Source organism: Curtobacterium sp. MCPF17_003 (assembly GCF_003224385.1).
Classification (GTDB): Bacteria; Actinomycetota; Actinomycetes; order Actinomycetales; family Microbacteriaceae; genus Curtobacterium; species Curtobacterium flaccumfaciens.
The window spans coordinates 1-14,014 of the sequence record NZ_QKLC01000006.1 but is presented as its reverse complement, the minus strand read 5'-3'; the positions used below and the strand labels follow the sequence as shown (position 1 = coordinate 14,014).

Genomic DNA, 14,014 nt, shown 5'->3' with positions numbered 1-14,014 from the left:
TTTCAGCCCGGGTTGAGGTGAGACAACCCTAGTGGCGGTAACGTTGCTCAACGTGCATGTACTCAGCGTGAGCTCCCTCAAGGGTGGTGTCGGCAAGACGACGGTGACGCTCGGCCTGACCTCGGCCGCGTTCGCCAAGGGACTGCGCACGCTGGTGGTGGATCTGGACCCGCAGTCCGACGTCTCCACGGGCCTCGACATCAACCTCGCCGGCCACCTCAACGTCGCCGACGTCCTCGAGAACCCGAAGGAGAAGATCGTCCGTCAGGCGATCGCCCCCTCGGGCTGGACGAAGGGGTCGCAGGGCAAGATCGACGTCATGGTCGGGTCGCCCTCCGCCATCAACTTCGACGGGCCGCACCCGTCGATCCGCGACATCTGGAAGCTCGAAGAGGCCCTGGCCAACGTCGAGCAGGACTACGAACTCGTCCTCATCGACTGTGCGCCGTCGCTGAACGCCCTGACGCGCACCGCGTGGGCCGCGTCCGATCGCGTCACCGTCGTCACCGAGCCCGGCCTGTTCTCCGTCGCCGCCGCCGACCGTGCGCTGCGCGCCATCGAGGAGATCCGCCGCGGGCTCTCCCCGCGCCTGCAGCCCCTCGGCATCATCGTCAACCGTGCCCGCGTGCAGTCGCTCGAGCACCAGTTCCGCATCAAGGAACTCCGCGACATGTTCGGCCCGCTCGTGCTCTCCCCACAGCTGCCGGAGCGCACGTCGCTGCAGCAGGCGCAGGGTGCGGCGAAGCCGCTGCACGTGTGGCCCGGCGAGTCCGCGCAGGAGATGGCGAAGAACTTCGACCAGCTGCTCGAGCGCATCATGCGCACCGGCAAGATCGGTCCGTACGCCGAGGGTGGCGCCGCGTAGGTCGGTGCTCGTGCGGTCGCGGCGCGGTCGCATGACATGCCGCTCACGTCGCCGGAAGGTCGCCAACTGTCAGCCGGCAGCGTCGCAGGCAACAGTTCGTGACCACTCGGCGACGCGCAGGCGGCGATTTGTGACTACGCGGCGACTGCCGAGAGGCCCACCCCGGCCTCGCTCGACACGCCCCGCTCGATACGCCCGGCTCCGGCTCGCCCAGTGGTCACAACGCACCGCTCACATCCGCCGAGTGCTCACCAACTGTCGGCCGACAACGTCGCAGCCGACAGTTCGTGACCACTCGGCGACGCGCAGGCGACGGGTCACGACCACGCGGCGACTGCCGGGAGGCCCACCCCGGCCTCGCTCGACACGCCCGGCTCCGGCTCGCCCAACGGTCACAACGCACCGCGCGCATCCGCCGAGTGCTCACCAACTGTCAGCCGGCAGCGTCGCATGCGACAGTTCGTGACCACACGGCGAGACGCAGGCGGCAGGTCGTGACCACGCGGCGACTGCCGGGAGGCTTATCCCGGCCCCGCTCGACACGCCCGGCTCCGGCCCGCCCAACGGTCACAACGCACCGCTCACGTCCTCCGAGAGGTCACCAACTGTCTGCCGGCAACGTCGCAGCCGACAGTTCGTGACCACACGGCGAGACGCAGGCGACGGGTCACGACCACGCGGCGACTGCCGGGAGGCTCATCCCGGCCCCGCTCGACACGCCCGGCTCCGGCTCGCCCAGCGGTCACAACATGCCGCTCACGTCCGCCGAGTGGTCACCAACTGTCGGCCGGCAACGTCGCAGGCAACAGTTCGTGACCACTCGGCGACGCGCAGGCGACGGGTCACGACCACGCGGCGACCGGCCGGAGGCTCATCCCGGCCCCGCTCGACACGCCCCGCTCGACACGCCCGGCTCCGGCTCGCCCAACGGTCACAACATGCCGCTCACGTCCGCTGAGTGGTCACGAACTGTCGGCCGGCAACGTCGCAGGCAACAGTTCGTGACCACTCGGCGACGCGCAGGCGACGGGTCGCGACCACTGGACCCGAACCCGGATGGTCAGGAAGCGCGGGAAGCGCGACGAGCGGCGAGCTCGTCGGAGGGGTCGGCCGCCGCGGTGGCGTCGAGCTCGACCAGGGAACTCTCGACCTCACGCAGGACCTTGCCGACCGCGATGCCGAAGACACCCTGGCCGCGGGACACGAGGTCGATGACCTCGTCGTCGGAGGTGCAGAGGTACACCGAGGCGCCGTCGGACATCAGGGTGGTCTGCGCCAGGTCGGAGACGCCTGACTCACGGAGCTGGTTGACGGCGGTGCGGATCTGCTGCAGCGAGATGCCGGTGTCGAGCAGCCGCTTCACGAGCTTGAGCACGAGGATGTCGCGGAACCCGTACAGGCGCTGCGACCCGGAGCCGGCCGCCCCACGGATCGTCGGCTGCACGAGTTCGGTGCGGGCCCAGTAGTCGAGCTGTCGGTACGAGATCCCGGCTGCCCGTGCGGCGACGGTGCCGCGGTAGCCGTTCTGCTCGTCGTGCTCGGGCAGACCATCGGTGAAGAGCAGCCCGAGGTCGTACCGGGTCACATCAGACTCGGTGCCAGGGGTGTCGTTCCCACTCATCAGCTTGCCTTCCACGACGATCGAGCTCCCACCCGAAGCTTCAACGACGGGTTGAGAGTTGTTCCGAGGTCCACGGTAGCGACTCCGACCGCTCCCGCGCGGGACATCCGACCCGGCGCGTCCGGCGTGTCGAGGATACGCCTCGGCCACTGACACACAAGCCCTGTCGGAGCACCGGACGGTGTCATGCGTCGAGACGGCCGATGGCCTGGCGGATGAGGTTCGACCGGATGATCTCGAGGTGCCCGGCGATCTCGCGCGCGAGCTCGGTGGCCTTTGCCCGCGAGGTCGCGTCGCCCCGGCGTGAGACCGGCATGAGGGCGGACTCGATGAGACCGACCTCGCGCTCGGCAGTGCTGCGCAGCGTGCGGAGGTGTCGCGGCTCGATACCGGTGCGCTGCAGTTCGACCAGGGCCTTCAGCACGGAGACGCCGTCGTCGCCGTAGGTGTCGGTGGCCGGCAGCAGCGAGGCCGAGACCGCGTCGGCGAGGAGCATCGGTGAGGCGCCGGCTGCCCGGACCGTCTCTTCGCGGGTGTACCGGCGCTCGCGTCCGAGGATCGACGGCTTCGGTGCGTCTCCGCCGCCGGGCAGGACGGGTTCGCGCCCGGCATCGAGGTCGGCCAGGTAGTCCTTGATGACCTTGAGCGGCAGGTAGTGGTCACGCTGCAGCCCGAGGATCACACGGAGCCGCTCGACGTCGGCCGCGGAGAACTTGCGGTACCCACTGGCCGTGCGGATCGGGGTGACGAGCTCGCGCTCTTCGAGGAACCGTAGCTTGGAGCTCGACAGGTCCGGGAACTCGGGCTTGAGGCGAGCGAGGACCTGCCCGATGGTGAGCAGGTCCGGTGCCGCGGACCCCGCCCGGGCCGCAGCGGACCGTGCGGCCACTACGCGTTCGCCAGGCGCGCCAGGTCGACCCGAGATGCGTAGAACGTCAGGCGGAACTTGCCGACCTGGACCTCGGCCCCGTCGGTGAGCAGCGCTTCGTCGATGCGGACACCGTCGAAGTACGTGCCGTTCAGGGAGCCGTTGTCCTTGACGCTGAAGCTCGTGCCGTGGCGAAGGAACTGCGCGTGCTTGCGCGACACGGTGACGTCGTCGAGGAAGATGTCGGCGTCGGGGTGTCGACCGGCCGTCGTGACGTCGGAGTCGAGGAGGAACCGCGCACCCACGTTGGGGCCACGACGGACCACGAGCAACGCCGACCCGGAGGGCAGGGCGTTGACGGCTTCACGTTCTTCGGTCGAGACACCGGACTCGGCGGTGAGCGCCGCGCCCATGTCCATGCTGAAGGTCAGCGTGGTGTCGACCAGCCGCTGCTCCGGGGTCTTCTGACCGCCCGGCTGCGGGACCACTGGATCTGGCATCGGTGGACCTCCTCCTCTTGGCCCATCAGCGTATCGGAAACGAAGGCCCGAGCGGCAGCCCCGATCTGGGACTGTGGAGGGACTTCCGCGATCCGCGAACGCGGGAGCGGCGTCAGCGACCCGTGCGACCCGGCGTCACCGACCCCGCGCGAGCAACCAGAGCAGGTACGGCGCCCCCACGACACCCGTCACGACCCCCACCGGCAGCGCGTTGCCGGGGATCGCGAACTGGGCGAGCAGGTCGCTGCCGAGCGTGATCGCGGCACCGACGGCGGCGGCCGGCGCGAGCGCGACCCGTCCGCCGCCGACCAGGCGTCTGGCGATCGGCGCGGCCATCAGCGCCACGAACGAGACCGGCCCCGCCGTGGCGACGGCTGCGGCGGTCAGGCACACGGCGGTGAGGAGCAGGAGCACCTTCGCCCGGTCCGGCCGGAGCCCGAGTGCGGCGGCGACCTCGTCCCCGAGGCTCAGCACCTGCAGGCGGGCGGACTGCAGCAGCGCGAGCACGCCGAGCACGACGAACGCGACGCCGAGCACCCCGACCAGGTCGCGGTCCACGGCGTTCAGGCTGCCGGAGAGCCAGAGCAGCGCGGCGCCGGCCTGGGTGACGGTGCCGCTCGTGAGCATCCAGCCGGTGATGCTCAGGCAGATCGCCGCGACACCGATGCCGACGAGGACGACCCGGTTGCCGGTGATCCCCCGTCGCCAGGCGAGCCCGGCGATGACGAGCGAGACCACCACTGCGCCGACGAGCACGACCGAGAAGAGCGTGCCACCGCTGGCACCGAACAGCACGATGGCGGTGAGTCCGGCGGCACTGGCCCCCGAGGTGATCCCGATGACGTCGGGACTCGCGATCGGGTTCCGCACGACGCTCTGCACGATCGCGCCGGCGACGCCGAGGCTGGCGCCGACGAGGACGGCACCGAGCACCCGCGGCCCGCGGAGCTGCCCGATCACGAAGTCCGAGATCCGGTCCCCCTGGCCGAACAGGGAGGCGAGCACCTGGCCCGGGGTGAGCGGGATCGAACCGGCGCCGAGCCCGACCAGGACGAGCACCACGACGACCACGACCACGGCGACGAGCACCGCGACCTCACGGCGCAGCCCGGCCGAGCTGCCCAGCCCGGCCGAACGGCCCAGCCCGGCCGACCGGCCCAGCCCGGCCGACCGGCGCACCCCGGCCGAACGGCGCATGCCGGCCGACCGGCGCAGCCCGGCCGACCGGGGACGCGAGGAGCCGAACAGCTGCCTCACAGTCCCCGCACCACCCTCGAGCGCACGAGCGCGATGAACACCGGCGCTCCGATGAGCGCCGTGACGATGCCGACCTGCAGCTCCCCCGGGTACGCCACGACGCGGCCGATGACGTCGGCGACGAGCAGGAGCGCGGGGGCGACGATCGCCGACAGCAGGATGGTCCAGCGGTGGTCGGGGCCGCTCAACCGACGGACCGCGTGCGGAACGGCGAGTCCGACGAAGGCGATCGGCCCGGCGGCGGCCACCGCGGACCCGGCGAGCAGCACCGCGACCAGACCGCCCACGGCGCGGACGAGCACGACCCGCTGCCCGAGCGACGCCGCGAGTTCGTCCCCGAGCGCGAGGGTGTTCAGCGACCGACCGAGACCGAACGCGATCACCAGCCCGACGAGCACCGGCGCCGTGATGATCCCCGCCGTGCCGAGGTCCTTGCCGGCGAGGGCACCGACCTGCCAGAACCGCAGCTGGTCGAGCAGGCTCTGGTCGGTCACGAGCACCGCGGTGGTGACCGACGACAGCGCTGCGGCGACCACGGCTCCGGCGAGGGCGAGTCCGACGGGTGAGAGGCCGCGACGGGCGACGGTCGCGATCCCGTACACGAGCAGTGCGGCGAGGGCGGCCCCGACGAACGCGAAGGGCAGGTAGGCGGCCGTGCCGCTCACGCCGAAGACCGCGATCCCGGCCACCACGGCCAGGGTCGCACCGGAGTTGATGCCGAGGACGCTCGGGTCGGCGAGCGGGTTCCGTGTCACGCCCTGCATGACCGCCCCGGCGACCCCGAGCGCCGCCCCGGCGAGCAGTCCGACGACGGTGCGGGGCACCCGGTTGCCGAGCACGATGAGCCCGACCTCGTCGCTCCGCCCGGGGTGCAGGACGGTGTCCAGGACGGTGCCGAGCGGGATCGGCCGCGAGCCGTACGCGATCGACAGCGAACACGCCACGGCGAGGACGACGACCGCCAGCACGGTCGCACCGACGAGTCGGGGGACGGAGCTGGGAGCCGGGGGCGTGGACGTCGACGGAGACATGGAAGTAAGGCCACCCTAACGCCGGAGCCCCACTCGGCGTCCCCCGAGCAAGCCCGGAGCGTGCGCAGGGTTCGTTCATAGGCTCGTCATGGGGAAGCGCTCTGTACTGATCTCCATCGACGCCCGACCGGGCCGTCGAGGGACGACCGGAGAGCACCGATGAACGAGACCCCGAACCCCGCAGCCGCCGACCACGACGAGAACGGCACCCCCGCCGCGCAGCAGCAGGCTCCGGGCATGCACTGGGAGGCGCCGCACGCCGACCCGGCCTCCCTGCGCCCGGCGTACGCGTTCGACGGCTCCGGTCCCTACCTCTACGGTCCTGACGGCTCCGGCCCCTACGCCTACACGCCGGACGGCCGCGGCCCGTACCTGATCGGCAGCTCCGCCCTCGCCGGAGCGAACCACGCCTGGGCGTCCTCGGCGGCGACCGCGAACCACCCCGGTACGACGAAGCGCCCGCGTCGCCTGGGACTGATGATCGGCTCCGGCATAGCCGCCCTCGCCATCGTCGGTGCGGCCGGCGGCACCGCCCTCGGCCTGTCCTCGCAGGGGACGACCACGACGTCGAGCCAGTCGCAGGGCACCACCACGCTGCCCGGCACCGGATCCGGCACCGACGGCACCGGCAGCAGCGACGGCACGAACGGCTTCACGGTGCCCGGCAGCGGCAGCGACAGCGACAGCGACAGCGGCACCGGGACGACCCAGTCCCCCGCCACCGCGGCGACGGCTGCCGACAAGAAGGGCGTCGTGACGATCAACACCGTCCTGAACTACGACGAGTCGTCGCAGGCGGCCGGCACCGGCATGGTCCTGACCTCCGACGGCACGATCCTGACGAACAACCACGTGATCCAGGGCGCGACGAGCATCACCGTCACCGACGAGACCACCGGCAAGGAGTACAAGGCCGACGTGGTCGGGGCCGACGCCACCAACGACGTCGCCGTGCTGAAGCTCGAGAACGCCTCGGGGCTGTCCACCGTCACACTGGACGACGACGGTGAGCCGAGCACCGGTGACACCGTCAAGGACGTCGGCAACGCCGAGGGCACCGGCAACCTCGTCGCCGCCGAGGGCACCGTCACCGCGATCGACCAGGACATCCAGGTGCAGAGCGAGTCCGGCACCGGCACCGAGTCCCTGACCGGCCTGATCGAGATCTCGGCGGACATCGTCTCCGGTGACTCCGGCGGACCGGTGCTGGACAGCGAGGGCGAGGTCGTCGGCATGGCCACGGCAGCGTCCTCGGGCACGGCCGACGTCACCGGCTACGCCATCCCGATCACCACCGCGAAGACCATCGCCGAGAAGATCCTCGACGGTGAGTCGTCGGGCACGATCACCATCGGGCTGCCCGCATTCCTCGGGGTCCAGGTCAGCAACACCACCGGCACCACGGGCGGCGTCGCCGTCGCCGGCACGGTCGAGGGCTCCGGCGCCGCGAGCGCCGACCTGGCCGCCGGGGACACGATCACGAGCATCGACGGCACCGCCGTGACGAGCTCGGACCAGCTGACGCAGGTCGTCCAGTCGCACTCGGTGGGTGACAAGGTGAGTGTCCGCTACACCGACAGCACCGGCGCCGCGAAGACCGTCACCGTCACCCTGACCGCCGGCCCCGCCGCGTAGCGGGAGAACGCAGGCGCGCTCAGCCCAGCAGCGCCCGCACCACCGACCGGTAGACATTGGCCGGGGAGTCCGTCCGGAAGGCGGTCTCCCCGGCCTTCGTCGTGCCCACGCGCGCGAATCCGTGTCCCTCGGCCTGCACGATCGTGATCGGCTTCGGCTTGCCCGGTCGACGCAGGTACGAGACGGTCCACGGCGCAGCCCAGAACCGCGCGAGGCGCGGGTCCGCCTCGGCGAGGGCCTCCGGCAGGTCCGGTGCGTCCGGACCGCCGGCCAGCTTGCGGCCGAGCAGGTGCCCTGGGAGCGACCCCGTGCGGAACGGGAAGGTCCACGTCGGACCGATGCCGAGCCTCCCGGCCATCAACGCGACGGCCCGGTCGGGCGTGACGGACGCGACCACGGCGCCCGTCGCGTCGGTCCCGTCGACGACGGTCTGCGACCAGGCCTGGAGGCGCGACTCGCCCCCGTCGGGCAGGTGCTGTTCCAGCGTGACCGGCTGGGCATCGCCCTGCCAGGGTTCGAGCAGGGTCTGGGTCGACTCCGGCAGCGTGCCGAGCCGACCGACGAGGCCCGCCTCGATGAGTTCGCGACCCGCCGCGGTGCGGAGGAGCGTGGGGTTCCACCGGCGTCCGGCGAGGCTCTGCAGGGTGCCGATCGCGTCCGTGCTCAGCCGGGGGCCCTCGAGCGGTGCCGTCGGGGCAGGGGCCGGCAGGGGTTCGAGGTCGCGCTCGGGGCGGACCGGGACCGTCTCGGTGGCGCGGACGCTCTCGAGGACGGCGAGCACGAGGTCGTCGGTCTCGAGCAGCCGGGCGAGCGGGCGTTCGATCGTCAGGTCGACGCGGTGCCGACCGGTCACGAAGAGCAGGTGGGTGCCGGCGACGTCGCCGTGCTCGTCGGGCCGGACGTACTCGACCAGCCGGGCCGGGGCGCCGGCGGTGGTCCACGGGTCGCAGCCGACGAGCAGCAGGCCCTCGACCGAGCCGGGCAGCCGCGCGAGCAGGCCGGTGTTCTCGTCGCCGATCGCGCGGTCGCTGGGTCGGGATCGGACGGTGAGGACGACGTCGTCGCCGGTGACGCGCAGGTCCGCCTGGGCTGAGTCCTCGCGGCGCCAGGAGTCCGGGCGGCGGAGGGTGAGGCGGGCGGTGCGGTCCTCGGTGCCGAGCGGGACGGGGACTGCCATGGGATGAGCGTATGTCGGGAGCGGGGTGCCGGGGCCTGCGGCTCGCCGGGCTGGGCTCGCACCGTGCGAGGTGCTGGGTTCGCACCGCGCGAGGTGCTGAGCTCGCGCCGTGCGTCAGCGCCGAGCAGGCCGCGCGGGCGGGGGCGGCGGGACGGGCTTCGCGGCGACGACGTCGTCGAGCCGGACCTCGACCGGGCCGCGGCGGGTCGCGATCGTCACGGCGTCGTGCGTCCGGGCGACCAGGTCGCCGAGGGCGTCCTGCGCGCCGTCCCCGTGGTGCGCCCGGACCACCAGGCGGTCGCCGAGCGCGGCGTCGTGCAGCACCCCGAGCGCACGGGCCCGGGCGATCACCGCCTGTTCGTCCGCATGCACCACCCCAGGGTACGGGCCGCCTAGAGTGTCGGCATGGAGAAGGCCCGGGTCGACAGCTGGATCTGGGCCGTCCGGATCACCAAGACCCGGTCGGCCGCGACTGCCGCGTGCAAGGCCGGTCACGTCCGGGTGAACGGGGAGCGCGCGAAGCCGGCGCAACCGATCGGCCCCGGTGACGAGGTGCGGGTGCGCCAGAACGGCTTCGACCGCATCGTCGTGGTGACCGGCATCATCCTGAAGCGGACGAGCGCCCCCGAGGCCGCGAAGCACTTCGAGGACAAGACCCCGCCGCGGCTGTCGAAGGAAGAGGCCGGGTTCGTCCCGATGCGCGAGCGCGGTGCCGGACGGCCGAGCAAGCGGGAGCGCCGCGACCTCGAGAAGCTCCGCGGCTACTGACGCTTCGGCTTGCCGTAGGGGTCGATGACGACTTCGAACTCGGCCTCGCCGTCCCACTCGACGGTGACCGGCTGCCCGGTCCAGCGGGTCTCGAGGTGACCGTCGTCGTCCTCGTCGGAGCCGCACAGGGCCGAACCGCTCGGCACCCGCTCGATCGCCACCCGTCCGTCACGGCCGACCGCGTACAGCTCGACGACCCGTCCACGGATCGCCTGCGTCCGCGCCGAGTCGTGTCGGACTTCGCCGAACCGCCGTGCTCCGTCCGCGGAGACGACCCAGTACTCGACGACGTCGCCGATCTCCACCGCCGGGCCGCAGCACTCGTGCTCCCAGCCCCCGATCTCGACCACGACGTGCGACGCGGACATCAGACGAAACGGACGGTCTGCTGCAGGCGGTCGCGGATCTCGAACACGTCGACCGAACCGGCCGGCGACCAGACTCCGCCCAGCACCTGGGCGAGCGCACTGCGGCGGACGACGAGCGCGGTGGGCTTCTTCGGGGAGCCGACGAGCTGCACGTCCTCGGTGACGGCGGCGTCCGGCACGACGAGCAGCCGGCCGGAGAACCGCACCCGGGTCTGCTTCTGCACGGCACGGGCGGCGCGGACCAGTTCCTTGACGGGTCGCTCCCCCGGCGCCAACGTCTCGCCGACGATCTCGCCGTGCTCGACGCGGACCGGAGCGCCCCAGTCGATGGACTCGACGGCCCAGAGTCCGCTCGGGGCCAGGACGGCGTGGTCGAGCTTGCCCTCGGCCCCGGCGTCGAGGTCGTGCCAGACGGTGACGCCGATCCCCATGTCGGAGACGATCAGGGCGGTCGCCTCTTCCGCCAAGGCCTCGGCGAGCAGCCGCCGGATGTGCCGGGGCGCGGAGCGGATGAGCGTGGGGTCGTAGGGGTCCTCGATGGGGTCGCCGAGGCCGACCCACTCGCGCTCGGCCTGCAGGAAGACCTCGCGCGACCGACCACCGGGGTGTCCGTGGGACCGCGCCCGGGGGCGGGTGTCGCGACGCGCTGCCGGGGGTGCGTAGGCGTCGCGACCGGTGCCACCCCTGCCGGTGGAGCCGGAAGCACCGAACGAACCGGACGCGCGGGACCCGACGTCGTACGCGCGCCGGGCTTCCGGCGTGCCGATGCGCTCCCATGCGATCTGGACCTGGCGGAAGCGCTGGGCGTCGCCGCCGAGGTCGGGGTGCGTCTCGCGGGCCGCCCGCCGGTAGGCGCGGCGGAGCGCGTCGTCGTCAGCCGTCGCGGGGACGCCGAGGACTTCGTAGGGGGTGGCGTCGGCCGGGCTGTCCGTCATGGCCCTGCGACATTACCGGAGGCAGTGTCGGAGTCCGCCGCATGGTTGCTGGGTGCACTCTGGAGGAGCGGTGCGGCCGGGCTGCCTCAGCACACGGTCCGCAGGTGGTCGCGTCAGACCACCGTGGTCACGACCGGCGCTCCGAGGAACGCCGCGTACCGCGCGGCCGCAGCCTCGAGCGCACGGACGGACGACGCGTCGAGGGTGCCGAAGGGTGCGACGGTGACGAGGTGCTCGGCCCGGCGCTCGGTGCGCTTCCAGGTGCCGACGACGCGACCCCGCACGACGGCCATCGGCAGGAACACGCCGTTGGCTCCGGGGACGACGCGGTCGGCGTGGGCGGGGTCGAGCTGCGCGGACCGGTCGGCGTACCCGAGCAGGTACTCGTCGAAGCCGGGGAGAAGGTGCCCGGTGGGGACGCGCGCGGCCGTCGGCCGGTCGGCGAGGGCGAGGAGCCCGTCGCCGAGGTCCTCGACCGCGTCCCCCGCCACGGCCCGGGCCCGGCGGAGGTCACTGAGCGGCAGCTTCGTCCAGCTCGCGGCGTCGGCCTCGGTCGCGGGGCCACGGCCGCGCAGGTACCCGAGCAGGACCCGGCGGAGGGCCTCGTCGCGGTCCGGCGGCTCAGCGGTGGCGGGTGCCCACTCGTCGAGCAGCACGAGCCCCTGCCCGACGCGGGCGGTGGGACCCCAGGCGACGAGGCGTTCCTGCGCGAGCTGCAGGACCAGGTGGTAGCCGCGACCTCCGGCCGGGTCGATGCCGGCAGCGCGGTACGCCGCGAACAGGTCGTCCCGGACCAGCGCACGGCCGCCCTCGAGGGCCGCGATCGTCGCCTCACGGGCCCGGCCGAGCAGGGCGTCGTCGATGCCGAGCTCGGCGGCGCGTCGGGCGATCGTGCGGAGGGTCCGCTCAGCGGTGAGCGAGAGCAGCAGGCGCAGGTCGTCGGGGCGCAGGGCGTGCAGGGTGCCGCGCATCGACCACGAGCGGACGAGTTCCCCGCGGTCGAAGGCCCCGCGGACGTCGTCCCGCGTCGACCCGGGAGCGCGGACCCCGATGGCCCAGAGCACCTGGCCGAGGTCCTGCCCCTGCACCCCCAGCATCCGCTCGACGACCTCCGTGGGGCGCAGCCCGGGCGCCGCGATGCCCTGCGCCGCGAACCGCGCCGAGCGGAGCCGCGCGGGGCTGGTGGTCACGCGACGGCGGCGGTGACGGCGTCGGCGTGCTGCTCCAGGTAGGCGACGTCGGCGCGGTACAGGTCGGCGTGGCCGTGCTGCAGGTCGCTGACGAACTTCGGGTTGCCGGCGGCGGCCTCATGCTCGATCGTCGTGACGAGCGCGACGAGGGACGCGATCATCGTCTCGGCCAGGACGCTGCGGGAGCGGTCGTCGAGCGCGTAGGCGCGGCAGAACTCGGCGGCACGTGCGAGCCGATCGTCGAGGTCGGGGGCGGTCGATCCCTCGACAGCGCCGGTGGTGAACGGCGCGAACCGGTAGACGGCACTCGCGACGTCCCAGACGCGGGGACCGGGGTGTGCGGTGTCGAAGTCGATCAGGCCGACGGCGGCGATGCCGTCGTAGACGCAGTTGTACGGGGCGAAGTCGCCGTGCACGATCGTCTCGACCGGAGCACGTTCGGCCTGCGACCAGAGGTCGTCGGCGGCGCTGCGCGGGAAGCTGGCACCGGCGTCGTGGAACTGGCGGAGCAGGCGGGCGCTGGTGACGAGGGCTGCCTCGCTGGCGATGTCCTCGGTCCAGGGGTACTCCCCAGCGACGCCCGGGACGAACGAGACCGTCTCGAGGGTGTCACCGAGGGCGATCGGTTCGGGGGCTGCGACGAACCCCTGCTCGTGCAGGTGGGCGAGCAGCCGGTGCACCGTGGGGGTCCACGGCCCGGCGGGGCGGTGGACTCGGTCGTCGGCCCTGGTGATGCGCTCCAAGGGGAACCTCCTGCGTGTTGCGTCTCCGTTGACGAAGGGCCAGCGTACCGATCAGGACCGGCATGCGTCCCAGTCCATCCGGAACACGATCGGCCCCAGCGCGGTGACTACAGCTGGTCGCGCAACCAGGACGGCCCGTAGACGGTCGCGCCGAGGGCCTCGACGCGGTCGCGGAGCTCGCGGTCGGCCGTCACGACGACGACCGGCCCGTCGCCGGCCTGCACCGCGGCCCGCACGGACTCGACGATCGCGTCGTCGCCGGAGGCCGGAGCACGGACGACGTCGACAGCGCCGGTGGCGGCACCGCGGTCTGCGGCGGCTACGGCGTCTCCGTCGGCACCGCGCTCGACGCTCGCGCCCCCACCGTCCGCAGCGGCCCGGGCCTCCCCCTCGAGCACCACGGTCCACCGCGGCCACCACCGCGCGAACGGCAGGTCGAGCAACGACGCGGACACCCCGCCCGCGGCGAGCGCCGACACCTGTGCGAGCAGGCGTGACGCAGCGCCGGCTCGGTCCTTCCACCAGCCGTCGGGCACGCTGCCGACGACGTTCGCCGCGTCGACGACGACGTGCGGCGTGGTCGCGACGGTGGCACGGAGCGCCGGCCAGGACCTGCCGAAGCCGGGGTGCAGGGGCAGGTCGTCGACCTGGTCGATCGGGATCCACGACAGGGCGAGGCTCTCGCGGTCGGCGATGACGGGTTCGAAGGGTCGGGAGGCGCGCCCCACGACGGTCGTGTAGGTCCAGAACCCCAGGTCGAGCAGTGCCGTGTGGCGCAGGGCGATCGCGTCGTCGGGCACACCGGCTTCCTCGGCGGATTCGCGGAGGGCGGCGGTCACGGCTGCTTCGCCCTGGTGCCGTGCGCCGCCGGGGATGCCCCAGGTGCCGCCGTGGTGGCTCCACTCGACGCGGTGCTGCAGGAGCACGCGGCCGGCGCCGTCGTCGACGAGCAGGCCGGCGGCGCCGAAGCGTCCCCATGCCTTGGTGCCGTCGGGGCCGACCGCCCAGGCGTCGCCGGGGTCGCGGGGGCCGGGTGGCTGTCTCTTATACACATCT

Annotated in this window: 15 protein-coding genes; 3 read left to right on the top strand and 12 right to left on the bottom strand. The window is 72.9% G+C overall.

Annotation, left to right across the window (positions count from 1 at the left end):
* The first annotated feature begins 52 nt into the window (after positions 1 to 52).
* A complete protein-coding gene (locus tag DEJ30_RS07700) occupies positions 53 to 865 on the top strand; it encodes a ParA family protein (RefSeq protein ID WP_027465232.1) in 813 nt (270 codons plus the stop codon).
* 1,060 nt (positions 866 to 1,925) lie between these two features.
* Here DEJ30_RS07700 and DEJ30_RS07695 read toward each other — a convergent pair.
* The 5 genes from DEJ30_RS07695 to DEJ30_RS07675 all read right to left on the bottom strand — a co-directional run bounded on the left by DEJ30_RS07695 (position 1,926) and on the right by DEJ30_RS07675 (position 6,142).
* Positions 1,926 to 2,486: a MerR family transcriptional regulator gene (locus tag DEJ30_RS07695; RefSeq protein ID WP_027465231.1), complete on the bottom strand. Its 561-nt coding sequence runs from the start codon at positions 2,484 to 2,486 to the stop codon at positions 1,926 to 1,928.
* Between the two features lie 184 nt (positions 2,487 to 2,670).
* Positions 2,671 to 3,375 (bottom strand): MerR family transcriptional regulator, encoded by a 705-nt coding sequence (locus DEJ30_RS07690; RefSeq protein WP_110860123.1) that lies wholly within the window; start codon positions 3,373 to 3,375, stop codon positions 2,671 to 2,673.
* The gene (locus tag DEJ30_RS07685) at positions 3,375 to 3,854 is read right to left on the bottom strand and encodes an FHA domain-containing protein (protein WP_051596676.1); all 480 of its coding nucleotides are present in this window, start codon (positions 3,852 to 3,854) and stop codon (positions 3,375 to 3,377) included. Before DEJ30_RS07685 ends, DEJ30_RS07690 begins: the two co-directional genes overlap by 1 nt.
* Positions 3,855 to 3,989: 135 nt before the next feature.
* Positions 3,990 to 5,111, bottom strand: coding sequence for an iron chelate uptake ABC transporter family permease subunit (locus tag DEJ30_RS07680; RefSeq protein WP_258369866.1), 1,122 nt, complete (start codon positions 5,109 to 5,111; stop codon positions 3,990 to 3,992).
* The gene (locus tag DEJ30_RS07675; protein WP_110860120.1) at positions 5,108 to 6,142 is read right to left on the bottom strand and encodes an iron ABC transporter permease; all 1,035 of its coding nucleotides are present in this window, start codon (positions 6,140 to 6,142) and stop codon (positions 5,108 to 5,110) included. Before DEJ30_RS07675 ends, DEJ30_RS07680 begins: the two co-directional genes overlap by 4 nt.
* Positions 6,143 to 6,301: 159 nt before the next feature.
* On the opposite strand from DEJ30_RS07675, the gene DEJ30_RS07670 reads away from it, so the two are divergent.
* Entirely contained in the window at positions 6,302 to 7,777 is a 1,476-nt protein-coding gene (locus DEJ30_RS07670) for a trypsin-like peptidase domain-containing protein (RefSeq protein WP_258369865.1), read from the top strand.
* Positions 7,778 to 7,796: 19 nt separating this feature from the next.
* Here the strand turns inward: DEJ30_RS07670 and DEJ30_RS07665 are convergent, their stop codons facing one another.
* Both DEJ30_RS07665 and DEJ30_RS07660 read right to left on the bottom strand, forming a co-directional pair.
* Entirely contained in the window at positions 7,797 to 8,954 is a 1,158-nt protein-coding gene (locus DEJ30_RS07665) for a hypothetical protein (RefSeq protein ID WP_110860118.1), read from the bottom strand.
* Positions 8,955 to 9,068: 114 nt separating this feature from the next.
* Positions 9,069 to 9,326, bottom strand: a complete 258-nt coding sequence (locus DEJ30_RS07660; protein WP_258369864.1) for a hypothetical protein — start codon at positions 9,324 to 9,326, stop codon at positions 9,069 to 9,071.
* A 33-nt stretch (positions 9,327 to 9,359) separates the two neighbouring features.
* Between DEJ30_RS07660 and DEJ30_RS07655 the strand changes: the two genes are divergently transcribed.
* Complete coding sequence (locus DEJ30_RS07655) at positions 9,360 to 9,722, top strand: RNA-binding S4 domain-containing protein (RefSeq protein WP_110860116.1); 363 nt, start codon at positions 9,360 to 9,362, stop codon at positions 9,720 to 9,722.
* Here the strand turns inward: DEJ30_RS07655 and DEJ30_RS07650 are convergent.
* The 5 genes from DEJ30_RS07650 to DEJ30_RS07630 form a co-directional block, all read right to left on the bottom strand.
* Positions 9,716 to 10,090, bottom strand: a complete 375-nt coding sequence (locus tag DEJ30_RS07650; RefSeq protein WP_181420045.1) for a hypothetical protein — start codon at positions 10,088 to 10,090, stop codon at positions 9,716 to 9,718. The genes DEJ30_RS07655 and DEJ30_RS07650 overlap by 7 nt on opposite strands.
* Positions 10,090 to 11,025: a DnaJ domain-containing protein gene (locus DEJ30_RS07645; protein WP_110860114.1), complete on the bottom strand. Its 936-nt coding sequence runs from the start codon at positions 11,023 to 11,025 to the stop codon at positions 10,090 to 10,092. Before DEJ30_RS07645 ends, DEJ30_RS07650 begins: the two co-directional genes overlap by 1 nt.
* Positions 11,026 to 11,138: 113 nt before the next feature.
* Entirely contained in the window at positions 11,139 to 12,215 is a 1,077-nt protein-coding gene (locus DEJ30_RS07640) for a winged helix DNA-binding domain-containing protein (RefSeq protein WP_110860112.1), read from the bottom strand.
* Positions 12,212 to 12,958, bottom strand: coding sequence for a phosphotransferase enzyme family protein (locus tag DEJ30_RS07635; RefSeq protein ID WP_110860110.1), 747 nt, complete (start codon positions 12,956 to 12,958; stop codon positions 12,212 to 12,214). The genes DEJ30_RS07640 and DEJ30_RS07635 overlap by 4 nt, the downstream gene beginning before the upstream one ends.
* A 107-nt stretch (positions 12,959 to 13,065) precedes the next feature.
* A complete protein-coding gene (locus DEJ30_RS07630) occupies positions 13,066 to 14,010 on the bottom strand; it encodes an NUDIX domain-containing protein (protein WP_110860461.1) in 945 nt (314 codons plus the stop codon).
* Positions 14,011 to 14,014 lie beyond the last annotated feature (4 nt).

Coding starts and splice junctions, on each gene's coding strand:
- DEJ30_RS07695 (WP_027465231.1), bottom strand. CDS start 2,486: ATGAGTGGGAACGACACCCCTGGCACCGAGTCTGATGTGACCCGGTAC.
- DEJ30_RS07685 (WP_051596676.1), bottom strand. CDS start 3,854: ATGCCAGATCCAGTGGTCCCGCAGCCGGGCGGTCAGAAGACCCCGGAG.
- DEJ30_RS07675 (WP_110860120.1), bottom strand. CDS start 6,142: ATGTCTCCGTCGACGTCCACGCCCCCGGCTCCCAGCTCCGTCCCCCGA.
- DEJ30_RS07670 (WP_258369865.1), top strand. CDS start 6,302: ATGAACGAGACCCCGAACCCCGCAGCCGCCGACCACGACGAGAACGGC.
- DEJ30_RS07665 (WP_110860118.1), bottom strand. CDS start 8,954: ATGGCAGTCCCCGTCCCGCTCGGCACCGAGGACCGCACCGCCCGCCTC.
- DEJ30_RS07655 (WP_110860116.1), top strand. CDS start 9,360: ATGGAGAAGGCCCGGGTCGACAGCTGGATCTGGGCCGTCCGGATCACC.
- DEJ30_RS07650 (WP_181420045.1), bottom strand. CDS start 10,090: ATGTCCGCGTCGCACGTCGTGGTCGAGATCGGGGGCTGGGAGCACGAG.
- DEJ30_RS07645 (WP_110860114.1), bottom strand. CDS start 11,025: ATGACGGACAGCCCGGCCGACGCCACCCCCTACGAAGTCCTCGGCGTC.